Below are 24296 nucleotides of genomic sequence, written 5' to 3'. Positions count from 1 at the left end.
CAGTAGAAAGTGAGGCAGCATTAGAATGAAAGCAACTGGAATCGTACGTCGAATTGATGATTTAGGTAGGGTAGTAATCCCGAAGGAAATTCGTAGAACTTTACGTATTCGAGAAGGGGACCCGCTAGAAATATTTGTAGATCGCGATGGAGAAGTAATTTTAAAGAAATATTCTCCAATTAGCGAGCTAGGTGATTTTGCAAAAGAATATGCAGATGCTTTATATGATAGCTTAGGACATAATGTGCTTGTATGTGATCGAGATTCTATTATCGCAGTATCAGGTGTATCAAAAAAAGAATACTTAAATAAAAGCGTTGGCGATCTAATTGAAAAAACGATGGAAGAAAGAAAGTCTGTTATTATGACGGATGAAAGTGATATTTCCATTATTGATGGTGTAACAGAAAAGGTTCATTCTTATACAGTTGGGCCGATTGTTGCAAATGGAGACCCAATTGGGGCTGTCATTATTTTTTCAAAAGAAGCGATTATAAGCGAAATAGAGCACAAGGCGGTCAATACTGCTGCCAGTTTCTTAGCGAAACAAATGGAACAGTAAAGGTGTATGATTTTAGAAGTAGCAATCTTTCCTAATTATGATATTTCTTCTTGAGAAATCAATTATTTGGAGATATATGTATATTGAATGAAGGTAGCGCTTTGCTACCTTTTTTCATTGAATATTTCTAACGTTGCACGAACGTATTCTTACTTGTGTAGGTAAGGAAGCTTGTCCTTTTCTTTATGATATAATACGAGGGGTGAGAATAGAAAAAGGAGTTTTCTTGCATGGAATCGAAGAAGTATCAAGCCTTTTGGCGTGGGGCTATTATATTAACAATCGCAAGTTTTGTTACAAAGGTATTAAGCGCCTTTTACCGTATTCCATATCAAAATATAGCGGGTGACATTGGTTTTTATATTTACCAACAAATTTATCCATTTTATGGATTTTGTTTAATTTTAGCTACTTATGGGTTCCCTATTATAATTTCAAAAATGGTTGCGGAACGATTAGAGCGAGGGAAAAAACAAGAAGCAGAGGAAATTATTTGTGTATCTTTTTGGTTTTTATTAGGGATTGGTTTCATAGGATTTTTTACATTGTTCTTTGGTGCCGAAGCAATTGCGATAGCTATGGGCGATATACAATTAGATAAGCTATTACGCGTTATTTCCTTTTCATTCATATTGATGCCGTTTTTATCTGTAGCAAGAGGATATTTCCAGGGATTCAATAATATGATGCCAACAGCTGTTTCGCAAGTGATAGAACAAACGATTCGTGTTTCTATTATTGTATTTTTATCTCTATTCCTAATTGCTCACGAATTTGATTTATATACAGTTGGTGCAGGTGCTATGCTCGGTTCAATCGCAGGTGGATTGATTGGGATTATCGTACTTATACTTTATATGCGTCATGACTTTCGTTCTATATTCTTCAAAAGTGTAAAGAGGATTAAAGGGAAAAAGAAGATTATAAAAATCCTGTTTTGGCAGGGGTTAGCGATTTGTGTTAGTAACTTAGTGCTTATTTTTATACAAATGGCTGATTCTATTTCTTTCTATTCTCTACTTATTGGAGCGGGAGAGCCAGTTGAAAGTGCAAAGGTGTTAAAAGGTGTTTATGACAGAAGTATCCCGCTTATGCAATTGGGTACTGTCGTGACAACTTCCTTCTCGTTGTCGCTTATTCCAATTATTACAGCAGCGAAGGAAAGAGGGGATCTTACCTTTATTCGAGAAAAGGTAAGGTTAGCGATGAAAATAACATTTGTTATCGGATTTGCAGCAGCCATTGGATTAACTTGTATTATCCAACCTACGAATATTATGTTGTTTGAAAATAGTGATGGGTCAGATGTTTTATCTATTTTATCTTTATCTATTTTATTTAGTTCATTGTCGATTACAACTGCTTCTATTTTGCAAGGGTTAGGACAAACATTAAAACCAGCAATATTCGTTATATTTGGCGGTTGTTTAAAGTTAGCTTTAAATTATATATTAATGCCATATTTTAGTGTGAAGGGAGCTGCAATTGCGACGCTAGTTGCGTTAATTGTAATTTCTATACTAAATAGTGTATTACTTATGCGAGCTGTATCCGAATCGCTTATCGACAAACGGAATATGTTAGGTATAGTTATTAGTGGTATCGGTATGGGATTTGTACTAATAATGTTTATGCGTGTATTGCAAATGTCTGGATTAGTAATGGATACAAGTCATAGAGGTGTTGCAACACTTGAGGCGTTGTTAGGTGTAGCCATCGGCGGATTGGCATATATGTTTTTCATTTTAAAATTACGTGTATTTACAAAAGCAGAAATAGGAACCGTTATGAAAAAAGAGAAAAAAGAGAAAAAAGAAGGTTCATTGAAGAAGAGTGGATAGAGGTGACAGGTTGTGAGTGGAATCATTACTATTTTAGGATTAGGTGCTGGTGAATTAGATCAGTTAACGATGGGTGTATATAGAAAAATAAAAGAAGCAGATCACATGTTTGTTAGAACGAAGGAACATCCCGTTATAGAAGAGTTGGAGAAAGAAGGTATACAATATACTGCTTTTGACAATGTATATGAAGCACATGATACATTTGAAATTGTATATGAAACAATTGCGAATACATTGCTAAAACAAGCTGAAGGTGCAGAAATCATCTATGCTGTTCCAGGGCATCCACTTGTAGCGGAAAGAACGGTTCAGCTACTATTGGAAAAAAGTGAAGTAGCGAATATTGAAGTGCGAATTGAAGGTGGGCAAAGTTTCCTTGATCCTATGTTTGCAAGTCTTAAGATTGATCCGATTGAAGGATTCCAATTAATTGACGCTACATCATTTGAAAGAGGACAATTAGAATTACGTCAACATTTAATCTTTTGCCAAGTATATGATGCATTCGTTGCATCTGATGTGAAATTAACATTAATGGAGATGCTGCCAGATGATTATGAAGTGTATATCGTAACAGCTGCAGGAACTTCATTTGAACAAGTTAAAAAGGTACCGTTGTACATGTTAGATCATGAAACGGAGTTGAATAATTTAACGAGTGTGTACGTACCGCCAGTTCAGGAACGTGCGTCCTTGTATCAACAGTTTGATGTGCTTAGAGAAATTATTGCAGATCTTCGTGGCCCGAATGGCTGTCCATGGGATAAAAAGCAAACACATCAATCTTTAAAGAAATATTTAATTGAGGAAGCTTATGAAGTATTAGAAGCAATTGATGAAGAGGATGATGATCACTTAGTAGAAGAACTGGGTGATGTATTATTACAAGTTATGCTTCATGCCCAAATCGGAGAGGACGAAGGTTGGTTCTCTATAGATGATATTATTCAAACTTTATCTGAGAAAATGGTTCGTCGTCATCCACATGTATTTGGGAATACGGATGTAAATAATGCCGATGAAGTAATTGCCAATTGGGAAGAAATTAAAAAACAAGAAAAAGGGTTTGTAAAAGAATCTGTTTTAAATGGGGTTCCAAAAAGTTTGCCGCAGTTACTACGCGCTTATGAAATCCAGAAACAAGCTGGTAAGGTTGGTTTCGATTGGGTTGATGTACAGCCGATGATAGAGAAAGCCTTAGAAGAATGGCAAGAGTTCCAACAAGAAGTTACAAACATGGATGAGGCGAAGATGTTAAGTGAATTTGGCGATTTACTATTTGCGTTTGTTAATATAGCTCGTCATTATAAAATAGATCCAGAAGAAGCGTTACGTTCAACAAATGAGAAATTCGTCAGTCGTTTTTTATACATGGAAGCAAAGGTAGCTGAAATGAAGAAAGAGATGCAAGATCTATCATTAGAGCAGTTAGATGTTTTCTGGGAAGAGGCAAAACAAACAGAGCGTTAATAGGGGGATTTAATATGCGTCTAGATAAGTTTTTAAAAGTATCACGTTTAATTAAAAGAAGAACATTGGCGAAAGAAGTAGCTGATCAAGGAAGAATATCTATTAATGGTCAAGTGGCAAAAGCAAGTTCAGATGTAAAAGTAGCTGATGAATTAACAATTCGTTTTGGTCAAAAAGTAGTAACTGTAAAAATAAATGAATTGAAAGAAACGACTAAAAAAGAAGATGCAGCAAATATGTATAGCTTAGTTCGTGAAGAAAAAGTAAAGGCCGAAGAAGGCTTGTTCTAAAATCGATTATCCCTTCATACATTACTATTAGCTAGTATAAATGTATGGGGGGATTTACGTGAATAATGGTTACTCACCTATGTCTTCTAATCAACAAAATGTTTCTGTAGAGCATGATATTATTATGCGTGGCAGACGTGTAATTGATATTACCGGTGTAAAGCAGGTAGAGAGTTTTGATAGCGAAGAGTTTTTACTTGAGACCGTAATGGGCTTTTTAACAATTCGCGGTCAAAATTTGCAAATGAAAAATTTAGATGTAGAAAAAGGTGTTGTATCGATTAAAGGGAAAGTTCATGAGATGCTGTATATTGATGAGAATCAAGGGGAGAAAACTAAAGGCTTCTTTAGTAAGTTGTTTAAATGAGTCTAACAATTCAGTTGTATACGATGCTCTCAATGATCGGAATGGGTGCTTGGATTGGAGCGTCTTTAGATACATACCAACGATTTTTAAAACGTCAAGAACGTAAGCGTTGGATTGTATTTATACATGATATACTATTTTGGATTGTCCAAGCATTATTCGTTTTTTACGTATTACTTCTTGTAAATGAAGCTGAACTACGTATATATGTATTTTTAGCATTGTTATGTGGTTTTGCGGCATATCAAAGCATGTTGAAAGCAATATACATGAGACTGTTAAATTTTCTCATCTATATTTTTGTGCAAACAACACACTTTTTTGTTCAAATTATACAGCTACTCATGATAAAACCTGTTATTATTATAGCGCAGCTATTTATTGCATTTATATTATTCTTATTTCGTATACTGCTTTCAATTGGACATGTGTTATGGAAAATGGTGATTTGGATATTACTTTTCATATGGAAAGTTTTTTTCTGGCCTGTTCGATTTATTGCTTCGCTCATATGGAAACTTCTCCCTAATCGTGTTAAACTTTTTATAATGAAGCATGTAGGGTTCCTGCAATATATAGCAAAATTGAAGGGACATATCTTCCAATTATGGGAGCGTATAAAAAAGAAGTTAGGGGGACCTCGGAAATGAGGGAACTGAGACAAAGAACAATCGAAAAACAGAGTCCAAATCCTGTTAAAGAGCATATAATACAAACGGATGAGAACAGGAAGCGACTTTATCGCCGTTTAGCGGTTTTTCTTGTCTTTGCTTTTACAATTATTGCGAGTATTAGTGTAACGTTTTATCAACAAAACAGTTCCATTAAAGCAAAAGAAGCAAAAGTTAAGGACATGAAAAAAGAACTGGATTCATTAACGAACAAAGAAAAGAGTCTAAAAGACGACGTTCAAAAGTTAAATGATGAAGAGTACGTATTAAAGATTGCTAGAAGGGATTATTTCTTCTCTGGAAAAGGGGAGATAATTTTTCCTGTTTCTAAGTAGAGTATGTCTTATTGACACTATATTTTAGGATTATATATAATAAAGTAAAATTTGACTTTTTAACCACTAAGGAGGAGCATTTTTTTTATGTCAATCGAGGTAGGCAGCAAGTTACAGGGTAAAGTAACAGGTATTACAAATTTTGGGGCTTTTGTGGAGCTGCCAGAAGGCTTAACGGGTCTTGTTCATATTAGTGAAGTTGCTGATAATTATGTGAAAGATATTAACGATCACTTAAAAGTGGGCGACCAAGTAGAAGTAAAAGTTATTAACGTTGAAAAAGATGGTAAGATTGGTCTATCTATTAAAAAAGCGAAAGAGCGTGAAAAAACAGAAGGAGATCGTCCACGTGGTGAATACCAACGCGGTGGTGATCAACAACGTTCTGGACGTCCACAACGTAATCGTTCTTTCAACAGAGATAACCGTGGTGGCGGTAACGACCGTGCTCCAAAAGAAACATTCGAGCAAAAGATGGCACGTTTCTTAAAGGATAGCGAAGATCGTTTAACTTCTTTAAAGCGTAACACTGAATCTAAACGTGGTGGCCGTGGCGCACGTCGCGGATAATAAGAACGTTTAATTCTTAGAATATAGAGAGGTGCCCAGGGCGATTGCTCAGGGTGCTTTTTTATATGTGAAAATATATTTTTAAAAAAGTTTTCAAGATGTGTTGACTTTAAATTATATCTGAGGTAAGATACTAATTGTCCGTTAAATAAGACGACATGGCGGTGTAGCTCAGCTGGCTAGAGCGTACGGTTCATACCCGTGAGGTCGGGGGTTCGATCCCCTCCGCCGCTATATTTAATTTAACGGCCCGTTGGTCAAGTGGTTAAGACACCGCCCTTTCACGGCGGTAACACGGGTTCGAATCCCGTACGGGTCATCTAAAAAGATCATGCAAATGTGCATGATCTTTTTTTGTTAAATAAATTAAGACATACAACACTTCTACAAAATCACCCTATATTTTCTGAATGTTCGATTAAAATATTAAAAATAAAATACATACTGTGTATATATGTAGAGTTATTTCGAATAAAAAGTCGAACGATTATAAAAGTGAAAACTGTTGTTTTGACAAAAATCCCAATAATCATCTTTTATAATGACAGTAATTAAACTATGCAGGTGGTGTTAAAAATATGCCTAAAGCAGGAAGGAATACTATGAATACAAGTGCATTGGCAATGAATGAAGGTCAGCTTGGAGGAGTAAAGTGGACGAGTAAGTTGCGAATGAAGTTTGAGCAAGTTTTCTTTAGATGGGGATTCATTATTGTTGTTATTGGTTTTCTTTTGGGACGAGCATATATATTAACAAACATTTTACCGTTTGCACTACCGTTTTTTGCTGCTGTTTATGTTATGAAGCGGGATAAAATGCCGCTCGCATTCTTGGCCCTAATGGGGGGCGCACTTTCAGTTTCGATAGATAATTTATTCTTTACCTTTGCATCTATTTTTACTTTCTTCATTTATAATATCTTCTTTAGTCGGTTTACACGTAAAACTGTTGGACTTGTACCATTCCAAGTATTTATCTCCGCATTAACTGCACATTTAGTTGTCGTATATTTTGCACAACAAACTGTTACCATGTACGATTTACTCGTTAGTACGATTGAGGCAGGACTTAGCTTCGTATTAACTATGATATTTTTACAAAGTGTCCCGCTTTTAGTAGAAAGAAAAGGGAAACAACAAGCGTTAGAGACAGAAGAAATTGTTTGTTTAATTATATTACTAGCATCTGTTTTAACTGGTACAACAGATTGGTTCATATATGACGCTTCTATTCAACATATTTTTACTAGGTATTTAGTGCTTGTGTTTGCGTTTATCGCAGGAGCGGCTACAGGATCTACAGTAGGGGTCGTCACTGGGTTAATATTAAGCTTAGCAAATGTCTCTAGTTTGTCCCAACTTAGTCTGCTTGCTTTTTCTGGATTGCTTGGTGGTTTGTTAAAAGAAGGGAAACGCTTAGGTGTTAGTTTAGGTTTATTAATTGGGACAAGCTTGATTACGCTATATGTAGACAAGCAAACAAACATTGTGACAACTTTAATTGAATCTGGTGTGGCGATTGCTTTCTTTTTATTAACACCGAAACTTGTTATGGATCGTATTGCTAAATTTATGCCAGGCACACAGGAGCATTCGCAAGATCAACAACAGTATTTAAGAAGAATGCGTGATGTTACAGCGAATAAAATCAATCAATTTGCCAATGTATTTGCTGCTTTATCTAATAGCTTTTCTGTATATGGATATGTGGAGGAGGAAGATAAAGAGACGGAGGCAGATTTGTTCTTAAGTACAATTACTGCAAAAACATGTCAAACATGCTTTAAAAAGGACCAATGCTGGGTAGTTAATTTCGATAAAACGTATGATTATATGAAACAAATAATGAGTGAAACGGAAGAAGGAACTCTGCAGCATAATCGGAAGTTAGTTCGTGAATGGGACAAGCATTGCGTAAGAGGCAAGAAAGTGACGGATTTAGTAGCGGGTGAATTAGATCACTTCTATGAGGGACAAAAATTACGAAAACAAATGAAAGAAAATCGTAGAATAGTAGCGGAGCAATTGTTAGGTGTATCAAAAGTTATGGAGGATTTTGCTAAGGAGATACAAAGAGAAAGAGAAAATCATCAAGTACAGGAAGAACAGATTCTGCAAGCGTTTCGTGATTTTGGTGTAGAAATAGAGCATGTTGATATTTATTGTTTAGATAGAGGAAGTATTGATATTGAAATGTTGATTCCAGTTGCATCTAATGAACATGGAGAGTGTGAAAAATTAGTTGCACCAATGCTTTCTGATATCCTGAAGGAAAACATAGTTGTGAAACATGAAGAAAAATCTTCTTATCCGAACGGCCACAGTTTAATATCATTTGGTTCAGCAAAAACGTATTCCCTTGATACCGGCTTGGCCACAGCCGCGAAAGGCGGTGGGTTTGTTTCGGGTGATTCTTATGCGATGATGGATTTAAGTGTTGGGAAATATGCCCTTGCAATTAGTGATGGCATGGGAAATGGGCAAAGAGCTCATATGGAGAGTAAAGAAACAGTGAAATTATTACAAAAAATACTTCAGTCAGGCATTGATGAGGAGATAGCGATTAAATCTATTAACTCTATTCTCTCTTTAAGAACAACAGAAGAGATGTTTACGACATTAGACTTAGCTATGGTAGATTTGCGGGATGCGAGTGCGAAGTTTTTAAAGATTGGATCGACGCCGAGTTTTGTTAAACGCGCAAATAATATTTTGAAAATTGAAGCAAGTAATTTACCAATGGGAATTATCGAGGATGTTGAAGTTGATGTAGTGGGTGAGCAATTAAAAACAGGTGATATTCTTATTATGATGAGTGATGGGATTTTTGAGGGCGCGCAGCATGTGGAGAATCACGAGTTATGGATGAAGCGGAAAATTAAAGAGTTACAAACTGAAGATCCGCAAGAAATTGCTGATATCATTATGGAAGAGGTGATTCGATCTGGCGATGGTTATATAAATGATGATATGACTATTGTAGTAGCCAAAGTGAAGAAAAATATGCCGAAGTGGGCTACCATTCCAATTGTAGGAATGCAAGCGCAATAAAGTGAAACTTGAAGTGTAATGTTTCTTTCTAAAAACCTAGGTGAATACCTAGGTTTTTTTGCTTTAAAAGATAATGTTATTATTTTTGTGAATATGTACGGATGATGTAAGATAAAAATATAATTTTTGTATATCTTTTTTTTGCACAATGTTTGTAAAAGTTGTACCATTATAAACAAGGTAACTAACGTTGCTGTTCTTGTTTAATGAAAGGTGATTACGAAGTTGAAAGATACATTTGTTGAAAAGGTAGATGACTTTGTAAAGCAGCATGATGTATTAAAGGAACGCTCAACAATTGTTGTAGGGGTTTCTGGTGGTCCTGACTCTTTGGCTCTTCTATATTATTTGTTAGAAAAAAGAGCAGCAAAACAGTTTGAAATTGTAGTGGCGCATGTGGATCACATGTTTAGAGGTGATGAATCTCATGAGGATCTACAGTTTGTGCAGGACCTTTGTAAAGGACTGGGAGTTATTTGCGAAACGATAAGAATTAATGTGTCGCAATATCAACAGCAATACGGGATGAATGCACAGGTTGCTGCTAGAGAATGCAGATATGCATTTTTGGAAAGAATAATGAAGAAATATGATGCGAGATATGTAGCCCTTGGACATCATGGTGATGACCAAGTAGAGACGATTTTAATGCGTCTTGTACGAGGGAGTACTCCGAAAGGATATGCAGGAATTGCAGTGAAGCGTCCTTTTCATAATGGATATTTAATTAGGCCGTTACTTGGAGTAACAAAGGAAGAAATTGTTGATTACTGTAATAAGCTGAAAATAATTCCTCGTATAGATCCAAGTAATAAAAAGGAAGTATATACAAGGAATCGATTACGTAAATATGTTCTTCCTCATTTGAAAGAAGAAAACCCACAAGTGCATGAGAAATTCCAAAAATTTAGCATGCAGATGCAAGAGGATGAGGCGTATTTGCAGGAATTAGCTTTTGAGAAAATGAATAAAGTAATTACAAAAAAAAGTGATAAACAAATTAGCATATCAATTCCTGCCTTTGAATCCATGTCTATGCCTTTACAAAGAAGAGGGATTCAACTAATATTAAACTATCTTTATGAATATAAGATTCCATCTTCTCTTTCCTCTATACATATTGACAAAGTGATTGAGTTTTTTAAGCGGACACAACCTTCGGGTTCACTTGATTTCCCAGGTGATTTAAAAATTGTTCGCGCATACGAGGAGTGTAGCTTTGGATTTAAACAAGAAATTGTTTCCCCTTTTTTACAGGATTTATCAGTTCCCGGGACAATTACGCTATCGAACGGGGATAAACTTGTAACAGAGGTGAGCGAAGATATACCAAGTGACATGAATGAAACAGTATTTGTTGCTAAGTATAATGATATATCATATCCGCTTCGTATTCGGTCTAGAGAAAATGGAGATCGCATGTCAATACAAGGTATGAATGGCACTAAAAAGATAAAAGCTATTTTTATCGAAGCGAAAGTGCCAAGAGAAAAAAGAGAAGAATGGCCGGTCGTTTGTGATGCAAGAGGGAATGTTATTTGGTTACCCTTGTTGAAGCGATCTGCATTTGCTATCTCGAAAGAGACAGCAAAGAAGGATAAATATATGATTATTCACTACAAAAGCAAGGAGTCTTCCGGGAGGATAATGAAATGATGAATCAAGATATCGAAAAAGTATTAATTTCTGAAGAGCAAATACAAGAAAAGGTGCTCGAATTAGGCGCAATTATTGCAGAGGATTATAAAAACACAGTACCTCTTGCGATTGGTGTACTAAAGGGTGCAATGCCATTCATGGCAGATTTATTAAAGAGAACAGATACATATCTTGAAATGGACTTTATGGCTGTATCTAGTTACGGTCACTCAACTGTTTCAACAGGCGAAGTAAAAATTTTAAAAGACCTTGATACTTCTGTAGAAGGTCGCGATATTTTAATCGTTGAAGATATTATTGATAGCGGTCTTACGCTAAGTTACTTAGTAGACCTATTTAAATATCGTAAAGCGAAGTCTGTAAAAATTGTTACGTTATTAGATAAACCAACAGGCCGTAAGGTAGATTTGAAAGCGGATTATGTTGGATTTACTGTACCGCATGAATTTGTTGTAGGATATGGATTAGATTATAAAGAGCAGTACCGTAATCTTCCTTATGTAGGAGTATTAAAACCAAGCGTTTACTCAAATTAATTAAATACAGGCGTCACAATTGTATAGGAAAGTTTTTCTATGTTACGATTTACTATAGTGTTTATGCCGTGAGAGGAGGTTAGGAATGAATCGTATCTTCCGTAATACCATCTTTTATTTACTGATATTCCTAGTAGTAATTGGAATCGTGAGCTATTTTAATGGTTCGACACAAAAAACGACATCAGTTAGCTACGATAAATTCATTACTAAACTAGAAAAAGGTGAAGTTCGTAATGTGCAACTTCAACCGAAAAATGGTGTGTTTGAAGTAAAAGGACAATTTAATAACTCTAGCCAGGGAGAACAATTTGTTACTTATGCACCAAATACTGAGGAATTACAAAAGAAAATTAATGATAAAGCGCAAGGTGCTGAAGTTAAGTATCAACCAGCAGAAGAAACAAGTGCTTGGGTAACCTTCTTTACTTCTATCATTCCGTTTGTCATTATCTTCATTTTATTCTTCTTCTTATTAAACCAAGCTCAAGGCGGCGGTAGCCGTGTTATGAACTTCGGGAAAAGTAAGGCGAAGTTATATAATGACGAAAAGAAAAAAGTTCGTTTCAGAGATGTTGCTGGAGCGGATGAAGAGAAACAAGAGCTTGTTGAGGTAGTTGAATTCTTGAAAGATCCTCGTAAGTTTGCTGAAGTTGGTGCCCGTATTCCGAAGGGTGTTCTATTAGTGGGACCTCCAGGTACAGGTAAAACTTTACTAGCACGTGCCGTTGCAGGTGAGGCAGGCGTTCCGTTCTTCTCTATCAGTGGTTCTGATTTCGTAGAGATGTTCGTCGGTGTCGGTGCATCACGTGTACGTGATTTATTCGAAAACGCAAAGAAAAATGCTCCTTGTATCATTTTCATTGATGAAATTGATGCGGTAGGACGTCAACGTGGCGCGGGTCTTGGTGGTGGCCATGATGAGCGTGAGCAAACGTTAAACCAATTGCTTGTTGAAATGGATGGATTCGGTGCAAACGAAGGTATTATTATCATCGCTGCGACAAACCGTCCTGATATTCTTGACCCAGCATTATTACGTCCAGGTCGTTTTGACCGTCAAATTACAGTAGATCGTCCAGATGTAAATGGCCGTGAAGCTGTACTGAAAGTACATGCTCGTAATAAACCGCTTGATGAGAATATCAACTTAAGAGCAATTGCAACTCGTACACCGGGATTCTCTGGTGCCGATCTTGAAAACTTATTAAACGAAGCTGCTTTAGTAGCTGCGCGTCAAGATAAGAAGAAAATTGATATGAGTGACATTGATGAAGCAACGGATCGTGTTATTGCAGGTCCGGCTAAGAAAAGTCGTGTTATCTCTGAAAAAGAACGTAATATCGTTGCTTTCCATGAAGCGGGCCATACTGTAATTGGTGTTGTTCTTGATGAAGCTGATGTCGTTCATAAAGTAACAATTGTCCCTCGTGGTCAAGCTGGTGGATATGCAGTAATGCTTCCGAAAGAAGATCGTTACTTCATGACAAAACCAGAGTTACTTGATAAAATCACTGGTTTACTTGGTGGTCGAGTAGCTGAAGAAATTGTATTTGGTGAAGTAAGTACAGGTGCTCATAATGACTTCCAACGTGCGACTGGTATTGCAAGACGTATGGTTACGGAATTTGGTATGAGTGATAAGCTTGGACCAATGCAATTTGGTAGCTCACAAGGTGGTCAAGTGTTCTTAGGAAGAGACTTCCATTCAGAACAAAACTATAGTGATGCGATTGCACACGAAATCGATATGGAAATGCAAACGATTATGAAAGAATGTTATGCTCGTGCAAAACAAATTCTTACTGACAATCGTGATAAACTAGATCTTATTGCGAAAACGTTACTTGAAGTAGAAACGTTAGATGCAGAGCAAATCAATCATTTATGTGATTATGGCAGATTGCCAGAACGTCCAACATCTTCAACTGATGTGAAAGTAAACATCAACATGAAGAAGGACGATGAAGAATCAGAAGATAAGTAAGAGATGAAGGAGTGACGATAGTCACTCCTTTTTTATTTGTAGAAGGGAACTAAGTAGAAAAAGAATTTAAATAAATCTGGTATTAAAAATTGAAATGGGGAGTAATCTTTTTGTAAAATGATGAGGATAGAAAAGCTGATTATATAAGTATGTGTGATATGATGTTTTTATAAGTTTTATACATACTGCACAAATATAGATTAAATAAGATAAGTGGTGAGAATATGATTTTTGTATTGGATGTAGGGAACACAAATGCTGTACTGGGCGTGTTTGAAGAGGGGGAACTTCGTCAACATTGGCGCATGGAAACAGATCGTCATAAGACAGAAGATGAATATGGGATGCTTGTGAAGCAGTTGCTTGAGCATGAGGGTCTTTCGTTTGAAGATGTGAAAGGTATTATCGTGTCTTCAGTCGTACCACCAATTATGTTTGCTTTAGAGCGCATGTGTGAAAAGTATTTTAAAATTAAGCCGCTTGTAGTAGGTCCTGGAATAAAAACGGGGCTAAATATTAAATATGAAAATCCACGTGAAGTAGGTGCGGATCGAATCGTAAATGCAGTAGCAGGAATCCACTTATATGGAAGTCCGCTTATTATTGTCGATTTTGGTACGGCTACTACATATTGTTATATTAACGAAGAAAAGCATTATATGGGTGGAGTTATTACACCGGGAATTATGATTTCAGCAGAGGCTTTATATAGTAGAGCAGCAAAACTTCCTCGTATTGAAATTACAAAACCAAGCAGTGTAGTTGGGAAGAATACGGTAAGTGCGATGCAATCTGGTATTCTTTATGGTTATGTAGGACAAGTGGAAGGTATTGTTAAGCGCATGAAAGAGGAAGCTAAACAAGAACCGAAAGTTATTGCAACAGGTGGATTGGCTAAATTAATTTCAGAAGAATCGAATGTAATTGATGTTGTAGATCCATTCTTAACATTAAAAGGTTTGTATATGTTATACGAGCGTAATGCAAATTTACAGCATGAGAAAGGTGAATAAATAAGTATGAAAGATTATTTAGTAAAAGCGTTAGCATTTGATGGGGAAGTGCGTGCGTATAGTGTACGTACTACAAACACGGTAAGTGAGGCGCAAAGACGTCATGATACATGGAGAACAGCTTCAGCGGCACTTGGTCGTTCTTTAACTGCAGGTACAATGATGGGTGCAATGTTAAAAGGTGACCAAAAGCTAACGATTAAAGTAGAAGGTAATGGTCCGATTGGTCCTATCTTAGTAGATGCTCATGCAAATGGGGATGTACGTGGTTATGTAACGAATCCACATGTTGACTTTGAAGGAACAGAACAAGGGAAATTACGTGTATATCAAGCGGTAGGTACTGAAGGATTTGTAACGGTAATTAAAGATATTGGTATGCGTGAGCCGTTTATTGGTCAATCTCCAATTGTTTCAGGAGAATTAGGAGAAGACTTCACGTATTATTTTGCAGTTTCTGAGCAGACGCCTTCTTCTGTAGGTGTTGGTGTCCTTGTAAATGGAGACGATAGCATATTAGCGGCAGGTGGATTTATCCTTCAAATTATGCCGGGTGCACAGGAAGAGACAATTTCATTCATTGAAGAGCGTTTACAGAAGATTCCTCCTGTATCAACATTGATCGAACAAGGGCTTTCTCCAGAAGAGTTACTGTATGCAGTCCTTGGAGAAGATAAGGTAAAAGTATTAGAAACGATGGATGTTCAATTTAATTGCACATGCTCACGCGAACGTATCGAGAGTGTGTTAATTAGTTTAGGTAAAACGGAGTTAGAGCAAGTTCGTGAAGAAGAAGAAGAAACAGAAGTTCATTGTCATTTCTGTAATGAGCGATACAAGTTCACTAAAGAAGATATTACAAATCTAATTGAGAATTTGTAATAAGGGAATTTACCCTCTAAATACATTGACAAACAGGGAATTTTCTGACAAAATCTAAATATAGACAAAACCAATAAAAATACTCGGTGTTAGGAGTGACAGGAATGCGAGTGGCACAATCAGTTTCAGAATTAATCGGGAAAACGCCGATCGTTAAGTTGAACCGCATCGTAGAATCAGACAGCGCAGATATATACTTAAAATTAGAATTTATGAATCCGGGGAGCAGCGTTAAAGATCGTATCGCATTAGCTATGATTGAAGATGCTGAGAAAAAAGGATTATTAAAAGAAGGCGATACAATCATTGAACCGACAAGTGGTAACACGGGAATTGGTTTAGCGATGGTAGCGGCTGCTAAAGGATATAAGGCAATTTTAGTAATGCCAGAAACAATGAGTATTGAACGTCGTAATTTATTACGTGCTTACGGTGCGGAATTAGTATTGACTCCAGGGCCTGAAGGAATGGGTGGAGCAATTCGTAAAGCGACTGAATTAGCAAAAGAGAATGGTTACTTTATACCACAACAGTTCAAAAACCAATCGAATCCAGAAATTCATCGTTTAACAACAGGTCCAGAAATTGTTGAACAAATGGGCGACCAATTAGATGCGTTTATTGCAGGTATTGGTACGGGTGGAACGATTACTGGTGCTGGTGAAGTGCTGAAGGAAGCGTATAAAGATATTAAAATTTATGCAGTAGAACCTGCGGATTCACCAGTATTATCTGGTGGGAAACCAGGCCCGCATAAAATCCAAGGAATTGGGGCTGGATTTATCCCAGAGACATTGGATGTAGAAGTATATGATGAAATTGTTCAAGTGAAAACGGAGCAAGCGTTTGAATATGCAAGAAGAGTGGCTAAAGAGGAAGGTATTCTAGTTGGTATCTCTTCTGGAGCAGTTATTTATGCAGCAACAGAAATTGCGAAAAAGTTAGGTAAAGGGAAAAAGGTACTTGTTATTATCCCAAGTAACGGTGAACGTTATTTAAGTACACCACTTTATCAATTTGAGTCTTAATTATATGTGATTGAAAAAGCATCCTTGAAAAAGGATGCTTTTTCTTTTTGGATTGGAAATAGGAAAAGAGTGAATGACTAGAAAACTTCATGTAAAATAAGAGGTAGTATAATTAATTTATTTTCACTAGCCTTCGAGTATAACTCTTCTATATACATAACGAATGTAGTTTGAAGTGGTTAATATAAGAGGGTGGGATAAAAGAAGACGGGGTGTTGATATGCAACGAAGAAAATCTTTAGCGCTTTCTATTCCATATCAGTTAGATTTCTTTAAGCAATATAAATTTCTTTCTAAGGATAAACCGCAACATATTTTGTTAGAGAGTGGGCGTGGCGGTCGTTATAACATTGTGGGGTTAAACCCGGTAGCGGTAATCCGAGGGAAGGGTGAAACGTTACATATAAGTGAAAGTGGTAAGGAAACAATAAAGCAAGGAAACCCATTAGATTTAATGCAGGAATATATGGAGCGATGGAAAACGGATTATAATCCGGAATACCCGCCTTTTCAAGGTGGTGCAATTGGCTACTTTAGTTATGATTGCATCCGTTATATTGAAAAACTTCCTTCTCTTGCCGAGGATGATATTAATATACCTGACATATTCTTTTTATTATTTGATGATGTGTTTGTGTATGATCAAGAGGAAAAAGTATTATGGATTATTACACATTATGCAGATAAGCACGAAGAGGCAAAAGAACGATTAAATGAATGGAAGGTTCTTTGGACGACAGAAGCGCCAGAAGTGACTATGCCGTTTGCGTGCCCTGAAAAGAAAAGTGAAGCAGTTGCTTTTACTGAAGAAGGTTTTATGAAGGCAGTTGAATGTATTCAAGAATATATTGGTGCTGGTGATGTGTTCCAAGTTAACTTGTCAACAAGACAAGAAAGAACGTTACAAACACATCCATTAGAAATTTATACAAGTCTTCGCGAAATTAATCCATCTCCATATATGGGTTATTTGGAGCTTGGGGATTTTCAAATTGTTAGTGGATCGCCGGAGTTGCTAATTAAGAAACAAGGAATTGAGGTAAGTACAAGGCCAATTGCTGGAACGAGATCTAGAGGGGCGAATGAGCAAGAGGATGAAGAGTTGGCAAGAGAATTAATTGAGAATGAAAAGGAACGAGCAGAGCATGTCATGCTTGTAGATTTAGAGCGAAATGATTTAGGGCGTGTTTGTAAATATGGCACTGTAGAAGTAGATGAATTTATGGTAATTGAGAAATACTCACACGTTATGCATATTGTTTCTAATGTGCGTGGTGAGGTGGAAGAAGATAAAGACGCTTTTGATTTAGTGAAGGCTGTATTCCCTGGGGGGACAATTACTGGTGCCCCGAAAATACGTACGATGGAAATTATTGAAGAATTAGAACCTGTTCGCCGAGGGATTTATACAGGTTCAATTGGTTGGATTGGTTATTCTGGAGATACAGAATTGAATATTGTGATTAGGACACTTCTTGCTAAAGATGGAAAAGCGCATGTACAAGCGGGGGCGGGAATTGTAATTGATTCAAATCCGGAAAATGAATATAAAGAGTCGTTAAAAAAGGCGATTGCTTTATGGCGTGCAAAAGAACGTAGCGAAGAAACGGTTAGGTGAGAGAAATGATATTAATGATTGATAATTATGATTCTTTTACATTTAATTTAGTGCAGTTTCTTGGAGAACTTGGACAAGATCTTGTTGTTAAACGTAACGATGAAGTGACTATTTCAGATATTGAGAATATGAAACCAGACTTTTTAATGATTTCACCAGGTCCATGCAGTCCGAATGAAGCGGGAATTAGTATGGAGGTTATTCGATACTTTGCCGGAAAGATTCCGATTTTTGGGGTTTGTCTTGGGCATCAATCCATTGCGCAAGTGTTTGGTGGAGAGGTTGTCCGCGCAGAGCGATTAATGCATGGGAAAACATCGCTTATGCATCATGATGAAAAGACGATTTTTTCGGATATCCCAAATCCGTTTACCGCGACGCGCTATCATTCCCTTATTGTTAAGAAAGAGACGTTACCTGATTGCCTAGAGGTAACATCTTGGACAGAAGAAGGGGAAATTATGGCGCTCCGCCATACAACATTACCGATTGAAGGTGTGCAGTTCCACCCGGAATCTATTATGACTTCTCACGGGAAAGAGTTGTTGCAGAATTTCATTCGTAAATATAGTCCGAGTGTGACATCATGTTAATTTACGTAAATGGTCAGTACGTAGAATCGAGTGAAGCGAGAATTTCTCCTTATGATCACGGTTATTTATATGGTCTTGGAGTTTTTGAGACTTTTCGTATTTATAATGGTCATCCTTTCTTATTGGATGATCATTATGACCGTTTAATAGATGCGCTGGATACGTTGCAAATTAAATGGTCGATGACGAAAGATGAAGTAATGCTTATTTTGAAGAATTTACTCGTTAAGAATAAATTAGAGCATGCGTATGTCCGTTTTAATGTATCGGCGGGTATAGATGAAATTGGATTGCAAACAGAAATGTATGAAGAGCCGTCTATTATTGTTTTTATAAAACCTTTAGCGGCCCCGGGAGATGTAGTGGAAAAAGAAGGGGTTGTCTTAAATCAAGTGAGAAATACACCAGAGGGTGCATCTCGCTTGAAGTCTCACCATTATTTAAATAACATTTTGGGGAAACGTGAAATTGGAAATGGTGTGAATAAGGAAGGGATTTTCCTGACTGAAGCAGGTTATGTTGCAGAGGGTATTGTTTCGAATCTCTTTTTTGTGAAAGGTGATATTTTATATACACCTTCGCTTGAAACAGGGATTTTAAATGGTATCACTCGTGCGTTTATTATAAAGGTTGCTGAAGAGATTGGTATAGAAGTAAAAGAAGGTTTCTTTACAAAAGATGAATTACTTTCAGCCGATGAAGTCTTCGTAACAAACTCGATTCAAGAAATTGTTCCGCTTAATCGTATAGAGGGACGAGATTTCCCGGGTAAAGTAGGTATGGTTACAAAAAGATTTATGAACCTTTATGAAATGCAGAGAGAGAAATTGTGGAGCAGAAATGAATTACGAAGAGGAGATGTGTAGTTTGAAGTGGGATTATGATTTGCGCTGCGGCGAATATACATTGAACTTAAATGAAAAAACGTTAATTATGGGGATTTTAAATGTAACACCAGATTCGTTTTCTGATGGTGGGAGTTACAACGAGGTAGATGCTGCAGTGCGCCATGCGAAAGAAATGCAAGATGAAGGTGCTCATATTATTGATATTGGTGGCGAATCTACTCGTCCGGGCTTTGCTAAAGTGTCAGTGGAAGAAGAAATAAAACGAGTTGTTCCAATGATTCAGGCTGTCTCAAAAGAGGTGAAATTGCCTATTTCTATCGACACATATAAAGCGGAAGTTGCAAAACAAGCGATCGAAGCTGGTGCTCATATTATTAATGATGTTTGGGGAGCGAAGGCGGAACCGAAAATCGCTGAAGTTGCGGCTCATTACGATGTACCTATTATCTTAATGCATAATCGCGATAACATGAATTATCGTAATTTAATGGCTGATATGGTTGCTGATTTATATGACAGTATTAAAATTGCTAAAGATGCTGGTGTACGAGATGAGAATATCATTTTAGACCCAGGCATCGGTTTTGCTAAAACACCTGAACAAAATTTAGAAGCGATGCGTAATTTAGAACAGTTAAACGTACTAGGTTATCCAGTTCTCTTAGGTACTTCAAGAAAGTCCTTTATTGGGCATGTGCTAGATTTACCGGTAGAAGAACGTCTTGAGGGGACGGGAGCTACCGTTTGTCTTGGTATTGAAAAGGGTTGTGAGTTTGTTCGTGTTCATGATGTGAAGGAAATGGCACGTATGGCTAAGATGATGGATGCGATGATTGGTAAGGGGGTAAAGTGATTGGATAAAATTTATATTCATGATATGGAGTTTTACGGTTATCATGGTGTATTCCCAGAGGAAAATAAATTGGGCCAGAGATTTAAAGTGGACTTAACGGTGGAATTAGATTTGAAACAAGCAGGAGAAAGTGATGACTTAGAGCATTCTGTTAATTATGGAGAGCTTTTCGAATTATGTAGGAAAGTTGTAGAAGATAGAACATATAAGCTTGTAGAGAGTATTGCTGAAAATATTGCTACAGATATATTGAAACAATATGAGAGTATTTCAAGATGTACGATAAAGGTAATTAAACCAGATCCGCCGATACCAGGACATTATCGTGCTGTAGCGGTAGAAATTACGAGAGAACGTCCATGAATAATATAGCTTACATTGCATTAGGTTCAAATATTGGAGAACGTTATACGTATTTAACTGAAGCGATTCAGTTTCTGAATAAAAATCCTTATATCAAAGTTGAGGATGTTTCGTCTGTATATGAGACGGAACCGGTTGGCTATACTGACCAAAGTTGCTTTTTAAATTTAGTTATAAAAATTTCTACCAATTTATCACCGCAAGAATTATTGAAAGTAACGCAAAAAGTAGAAAATGATCTAGGAAGAAAAAGGGAAATTAGGTGGGGACCTAGGACTATCGACCTTGACATTTTACTATATAATCAAGAAAATATTGAAGCAGAGAATCTTATTGTTCCGCATCCGCGGATGTTCGAAAGAGCTTTTGTTATCGTTCCGTTGTTAGAGATTAATCAAGATATAAAACAAAACATTTCACGTTCACAAGTAGAAGAAATGAAAAGGCGAGAGGGAGTAACGGTATGGAAGCAGAAAAATGGGGAAGACGCATTCGTGCTTTTCGAAAACTAAAAGGTTATACGCAAGAAGGTTTTGCAAAAGAATTAGGGGTATCTGTATCTGTTTTAGGTGAAGTTGAGCGAGGGAATCGATCGCCTTCCCAAGACTTTGTAGTGGAAGTTGCTAAAGCATTAAAGGTCTCGATAGATGAGCTAATGCCAAAGTGACCATGAAGGAAGGAGTAAATCGAGTGTTAAAAATCGCAAATATTGAGATGAAAAATCCGGTTGTATTAGCACCGATGGCGGGAGTGTGTAACTCTGCATTCCGTTTGACAGTAAAAGAATTCGGTGCAGGCCTAGTTTGTGCTGAAATGGTAAGTGATAAGGCGATACTACTGAACAATAAAAGAACATTAGATATGTTATATATTGATGAGAGAGAAAAGCCATTAAGTTTACAAATTTTTGGTGGCGAGAAAGAAACTCTTGTAGATGCTGCGAAATACGTAGATCAATATACGACAGCAGACATCATTGATATTAATATGGGGTGCCCAGTACCGAAAATCGTTAAGTGTGATGCAGGAGCAAAGTGGCTTTTAGACCCAAATAAAATATATGAAATGGTAGCGGCAGTTGTAGATGCTGTAGAAAAACCAGTTACAGTAAAAATGCGTATTGGTTGGGATGAGGATCATATTTTCGCAATCGAGAATGCGAAAGCTGTTGAGCGTGCTGGTGGACAAGCGGTAGCAGTTCATGGGCGCACACGAGTACAAATGTATGAAGGAAAAGCGGATTGGGATATTATTAAACAAGTAAAGCAAGCTGTAAATATCCCGGTTATCGGAAATGGTGATGTCGCAACGCCGCAAGATGCAAAGCGTATGCTTGATGAAATTGGTGTAGATGGTGTTATGATTGGCCGCGCTGCCCTTGGAGATCCATGGATGATTTATCGTACGGTAAAGTATTTAGAGACGGGTGAGTTAATGCCGGAACCGACAGTGCGTGAGAAAATTGACGTATGTATGTTGCATCTAGATCGTCTTATTGATTTAAAGAACGAAAATGTCGCTGTAAGAGAGATGAGAAAGCATGCAGCTTGGTATTTAAAAGGTATTCGTGGTAATGCAACTGTACGTAATGGTATCAATGCTTGTAATACGCGTGAAGACCTTGCAAATGTATTAGGTACATTTGTAGAAGAAGTAGAAGCGAAACAACAAACAATTCACGTTGGTTAATAATAGGAAGGGAAGATTGACATTCTTCTATACACTTCCTATAATTACGTGAAAGAAAGAAGAACTGCCAGTTAGTTGCTGGCAGTTTTTCTAGTTGAGTAGAAAATGCTATACTGTATATATTGTAAAAATTAATAGAGCTGGAGTGATATCAATACCATGGATAACATGAACCACGAAGAATTAAACGACCAATTGCTTGTTCGTCGTGAAAAGCTACATAACTTACGTGAGCAAGGGATCGATCCGTTCGGTAAACGTTTTGAACGTACAAATGCAACAAATGAATTATTAAGCCTATATGGAGAGTTCTCTAAAGAAGAATTAGAGGAGAAAGAAATCTCTGTTTCTATCGCTGGTCGTATTATGACAAAACGCGGTAAAGGAAAAGCTGGATTTGCACATATTCAAGATTTACATGGACAAGTTCAAATTTACGTTCGTAAAGATGCTGTTGGAGATGAAGAGTACGAATTATTTAAAACAGCAGATTTAGGTGACTTAGTAGGTATTGAAGGTAAAGTTTTCAAAACGAACGTTGGAGAACTTTCGGTGAAAGCAACGGGCTTTACGCTATTAACGAAATCTCTTCGTCCGTTACCGGATAAATATCATGGATTAAAAGATGTTGAACAACGCTACCGTCAACGCTACTTAGACTTAATTACAAGTATGGAAAGCCGTGAAACATTCGTTACTCGCAGTAAAATCATTCGTGAAATGAGAAGATACTTAGATGACAATGGTTATCTTGAAGTGGAAACACCTATGATGCACGCAATTGCAGGTGGAGCTTCTGCGCGTCCTTTTATCACGCACCATAATGCGTTAGATATGGAATTATATATGCGTATCGCAATTGAACTTCATTTAAAACGCCTTATTGTGGGTGGATTAGAAAAAGTTTATGAAATCGGCCGTGTATTCCGTAACGAGGGTGTATCAACTCGTCATAATCCCGAGTTTACGATGATTGAATTATATGAAGCGTATGCTGATTATAAAGATATTATGAAACTAACAGAAAATATGGTTGCTCATATCGCGAAGCAAGTACTAGGTACAACAACAATCCAGTATGGTGATTATGAAATTAATCTAGAACCAGAATGGACACGTCTTCATATGGTAGATGCAATTAAAGAACATTCTGGAGCAGATTTCTGGAATCCGATGAGTGTAGAAGAAGCGCGTGAACTTGCAAAAGAACATAATGTAGAAATTAAGGATACAATGGAAGTTGGTCATATTATTAATGAATTCTTCGAGCAAAAAGTAGAAGATAAATTAATCCAACCAACATTTATTTACGGTCATCCGGTAGAAATTTCGCCACTTGCGAAAAAGAACGACGAAGATCCACGATTCACAGATCGTTTCGAATTATTTATTGTTGCACGTGAACATGCAAATGCATTCACTGAATTAAATGATCCAATCGATCAGAAAGAACGTTTTGAAGCGCAATTAAAAGAACGCGAACAAGGTAATGACGAAGCTCACATGATGGATGATGATTATATCGAAGCTCTTGAGTATGGTATGCCTCCTACAGGTGGACTAGGAATCGGTATTGATCGCCTTGTTATGTTATTAACGAATGCACCATCTATTCGTGATGTATTATTATTCCCTGCTATGCGCCATAAACAAGACTAAGCTTTGGAGATTTCTCCAAAGCTTTTTTATTTGGGTATGAACTGCTTGGAGATAGTAAGTCTTGATAGTGCGAAAAATTATATTTATATAGAAGAAAAGTGCTGTTTTTATACTTTTTTACTAAGTTAAAAATTTTATTAGAAAAACTATTGCATTTTAATAATCAAACTGGTATATTTATATTCGTTGCCACGAAAGGTAACAAACAAAACAAACGAAAAACAACTTATTGAAAAAAGTTGTTGACGAAAATATAACAAAATGTTATATTAATAAAGTCGCTTCTGAGCGATGAAGAAGTTCTTTGAAAACTGAACGAAACAAACAACGTGAAACGTCAATTTTTATTTTAGATGCTAGACAAACTAACTTTATTGGAGAGTTTGATCCTGGCTCAGGATGAACGCTG

The 24296-nt window shown here is 36.8% G+C and carries 24 protein-coding genes and 2 tRNA genes; all 26 read left to right on the top strand.

The features are described 5' to 3' along the window. Positions 1–25 precede the first annotated feature (25 nt). The 26 genes from spoVT to lysS all read left to right on the top strand — a co-directional run bounded on the left by spoVT (position 26) and on the right by lysS (position 23887). Positions 26–562 (top strand): stage V sporulation protein T, encoded by a 537-nt coding sequence (gene spoVT / locus MR147_RS26165; protein ID WP_000648302.1) that lies wholly within the window; start codon positions 26–28, stop codon positions 560–562. A gap of 230 nt (positions 563–792) precedes the next feature. Further along, positions 793–2403, top strand: a complete 1611-nt coding sequence (locus MR147_RS26160) for a putative polysaccharide biosynthesis protein (RefSeq protein ID WP_242304867.1) — start codon at positions 793–795, stop codon at positions 2401–2403. 12 nt (positions 2404–2415) lie between these two features. Beyond that, positions 2416–3876 carry a bifunctional methyltransferase/pyrophosphohydrolase YabN gene (yabN, locus tag MR147_RS26155; protein WP_242304866.1) on the top strand — a complete coding sequence of 487 codons (1461 nt, stop codon included), beginning with the start codon at positions 2416–2418 and terminating at the stop codon, positions 3874–3876. 14 nt (positions 3877–3890) lie between these two features. Beyond that, on the top strand, positions 3891–4166 hold the full coding sequence (locus tag MR147_RS26150) for an RNA-binding S4 domain-containing protein (RefSeq protein ID WP_074606823.1): 276 nt from the start codon (positions 3891–3893) through the stop codon (positions 4164–4166). A 58-nt stretch (positions 4167–4224) separates the two neighbouring features. Further along, a complete protein-coding gene (gene yabP, locus MR147_RS26145; protein ID WP_001059101.1) occupies positions 4225–4533 on the top strand; it encodes a sporulation protein YabP in 309 nt (102 codons plus the stop codon). Beyond that, entirely contained in the window at positions 4530–5183 is a 654-nt protein-coding gene (gene yabQ, locus MR147_RS26140; protein ID WP_000059762.1) for a spore cortex biosynthesis protein YabQ, read from the top strand. Before yabP ends, yabQ begins: the two co-directional genes overlap by 4 nt. After that, positions 5180–5539 carry a cell division protein DivIC gene (gene divIC / locus MR147_RS26135; RefSeq protein ID WP_074606825.1) on the top strand — a complete coding sequence of 120 codons (360 nt, stop codon included), beginning with the start codon at positions 5180–5182 and terminating at the stop codon, positions 5537–5539. The genes yabQ and divIC overlap by 4 nt, the downstream gene beginning before the upstream one ends. Before the next feature lie 87 nt (positions 5540–5626). Beyond that, on the top strand, positions 5627–6109 hold the full coding sequence (locus MR147_RS26130) for a S1 domain-containing RNA-binding protein (RefSeq protein ID WP_000021452.1): 483 nt from the start codon (positions 5627–5629) through the stop codon (positions 6107–6109). 160 nt (positions 6110–6269) lie between these two features. Then, positions 6270–6343: transfer RNA gene (locus MR147_RS26125), tRNA-Met, on the top strand. A gap of 13 nt (positions 6344–6356) precedes the next feature. Next, a tRNA-Glu gene (locus tag MR147_RS26120) sits at positions 6357–6428 on the top strand. Between the two features lie 259 nt (positions 6429–6687). Continuing rightward, positions 6688–9159 carry a stage II sporulation protein E gene (gene spoIIE / locus MR147_RS26115; protein ID WP_001123528.1) on the top strand — a complete coding sequence of 824 codons (2472 nt, stop codon included), beginning with the start codon at positions 6688–6690 and terminating at the stop codon, positions 9157–9159. A gap of 225 nt (positions 9160–9384) precedes the next feature. Beyond that, complete coding sequence (gene tilS, locus MR147_RS26110) at positions 9385–10815, top strand: tRNA lysidine(34) synthetase TilS (RefSeq protein ID WP_074606827.1); 1431 nt, start codon at positions 9385–9387, stop codon at positions 10813–10815. Further along, positions 10812–11354: a hypoxanthine phosphoribosyltransferase gene (gene hpt, locus MR147_RS26105; protein ID WP_000981838.1), complete on the top strand. Its 543-nt coding sequence runs from the start codon at positions 10812–10814 to the stop codon at positions 11352–11354. Before tilS ends, hpt begins: the two co-directional genes overlap by 4 nt. Positions 11355–11439: 85 nt before the next feature. Next, positions 11440–13341, top strand: coding sequence for an ATP-dependent zinc metalloprotease FtsH (gene ftsH, locus MR147_RS26100; RefSeq protein WP_074606829.1), 1902 nt, complete (start codon positions 11440–11442; stop codon positions 13339–13341). Positions 13342–13565: 224 nt separating this feature from the next. Then, positions 13566–14354 carry a type III pantothenate kinase gene (locus tag MR147_RS26095; protein ID WP_000578367.1) on the top strand — a complete coding sequence of 263 codons (789 nt, stop codon included), beginning with the start codon at positions 13566–13568 and terminating at the stop codon, positions 14352–14354. Positions 14355–14360: 6 nt separating this feature from the next. Then, positions 14361–15236: a redox-regulated molecular chaperone HslO gene (hslO, locus tag MR147_RS26090; protein WP_074606830.1), complete on the top strand. Its 876-nt coding sequence runs from the start codon at positions 14361–14363 to the stop codon at positions 15234–15236. A 104-nt stretch (positions 15237–15340) separates the two neighbouring features. Next, complete coding sequence (gene cysK / locus MR147_RS26085; RefSeq protein ID WP_001261701.1) at positions 15341–16264, top strand: cysteine synthase A; 924 nt, start codon at positions 15341–15343, stop codon at positions 16262–16264. Between the two features lie 220 nt (positions 16265–16484). After that, on the top strand, positions 16485–17882 hold the full coding sequence (gene pabB / locus MR147_RS26080) for an aminodeoxychorismate synthase component I (protein ID WP_074606832.1): 1398 nt from the start codon (positions 16485–16487) through the stop codon (positions 17880–17882). Between the two features lie 5 nt (positions 17883–17887). Beyond that, complete coding sequence (gene pabA / locus MR147_RS26075; protein WP_000602276.1) at positions 17888–18475, top strand: aminodeoxychorismate/anthranilate synthase component II; 588 nt, start codon at positions 17888–17890, stop codon at positions 18473–18475. Beyond that, positions 18469–19341 (top strand): aminodeoxychorismate lyase, encoded by an 873-nt coding sequence (pabC, locus tag MR147_RS26070; RefSeq protein WP_242304865.1) that lies wholly within the window; start codon positions 18469–18471, stop codon positions 19339–19341. Before pabA ends, pabC begins: the two co-directional genes overlap by 7 nt. Further along, positions 19316–20176: a dihydropteroate synthase gene (gene folP / locus MR147_RS26065; RefSeq protein ID WP_074606836.1), complete on the top strand. Its 861-nt coding sequence runs from the start codon at positions 19316–19318 to the stop codon at positions 20174–20176. The genes pabC and folP overlap by 26 nt, the downstream gene beginning before the upstream one ends. Continuing rightward, the gene (gene folB / locus MR147_RS26060; protein WP_000358059.1) at positions 20177–20539 is read left to right on the top strand and encodes a dihydroneopterin aldolase; all 363 of its coding nucleotides are present in this window, start codon (positions 20177–20179) and stop codon (positions 20537–20539) included. Continuing rightward, entirely contained in the window at positions 20536–21051 is a 516-nt protein-coding gene (folK, locus tag MR147_RS26055) for a 2-amino-4-hydroxy-6-hydroxymethyldihydropteridine diphosphokinase (RefSeq protein WP_001059445.1), read from the top strand. The genes folB and folK overlap by 4 nt, the downstream gene beginning before the upstream one ends. Further along, positions 21003–21206 (top strand): helix-turn-helix domain-containing protein, encoded by a 204-nt coding sequence (locus MR147_RS26050; protein ID WP_000387027.1) that lies wholly within the window; start codon positions 21003–21005, stop codon positions 21204–21206. Before folK ends, MR147_RS26050 begins: the two co-directional genes overlap by 49 nt. 23 nt (positions 21207–21229) lie before the next feature. Continuing rightward, positions 21230–22228, top strand: coding sequence for a tRNA dihydrouridine synthase DusB (gene dusB / locus MR147_RS26045; RefSeq protein WP_000912258.1), 999 nt, complete (start codon positions 21230–21232; stop codon positions 22226–22228). Positions 22229–22387: 159 nt separating this feature from the next. Beyond that, positions 22388–23887, top strand: coding sequence for a lysine--tRNA ligase (gene lysS / locus MR147_RS26040; RefSeq protein WP_000369678.1), 1500 nt, complete (start codon positions 22388–22390; stop codon positions 23885–23887). Positions 23888–24296: the final 409 nt, after the last annotated feature.

Origin of the sequence: Bacillus cereus group sp. BfR-BA-01350 (assembly GCF_022663775.1) — a bacterium.
In the GTDB taxonomy this organism is placed as follows: Bacteria; Bacillota; Bacilli; order Bacillales; family Bacillaceae_G; genus Bacillus_A; species Bacillus_A paranthracis.
The sequence above is the reverse complement of the archived record's forward strand: the minus strand, read 5'-3'. Positions and strand labels throughout refer to the sequence as shown.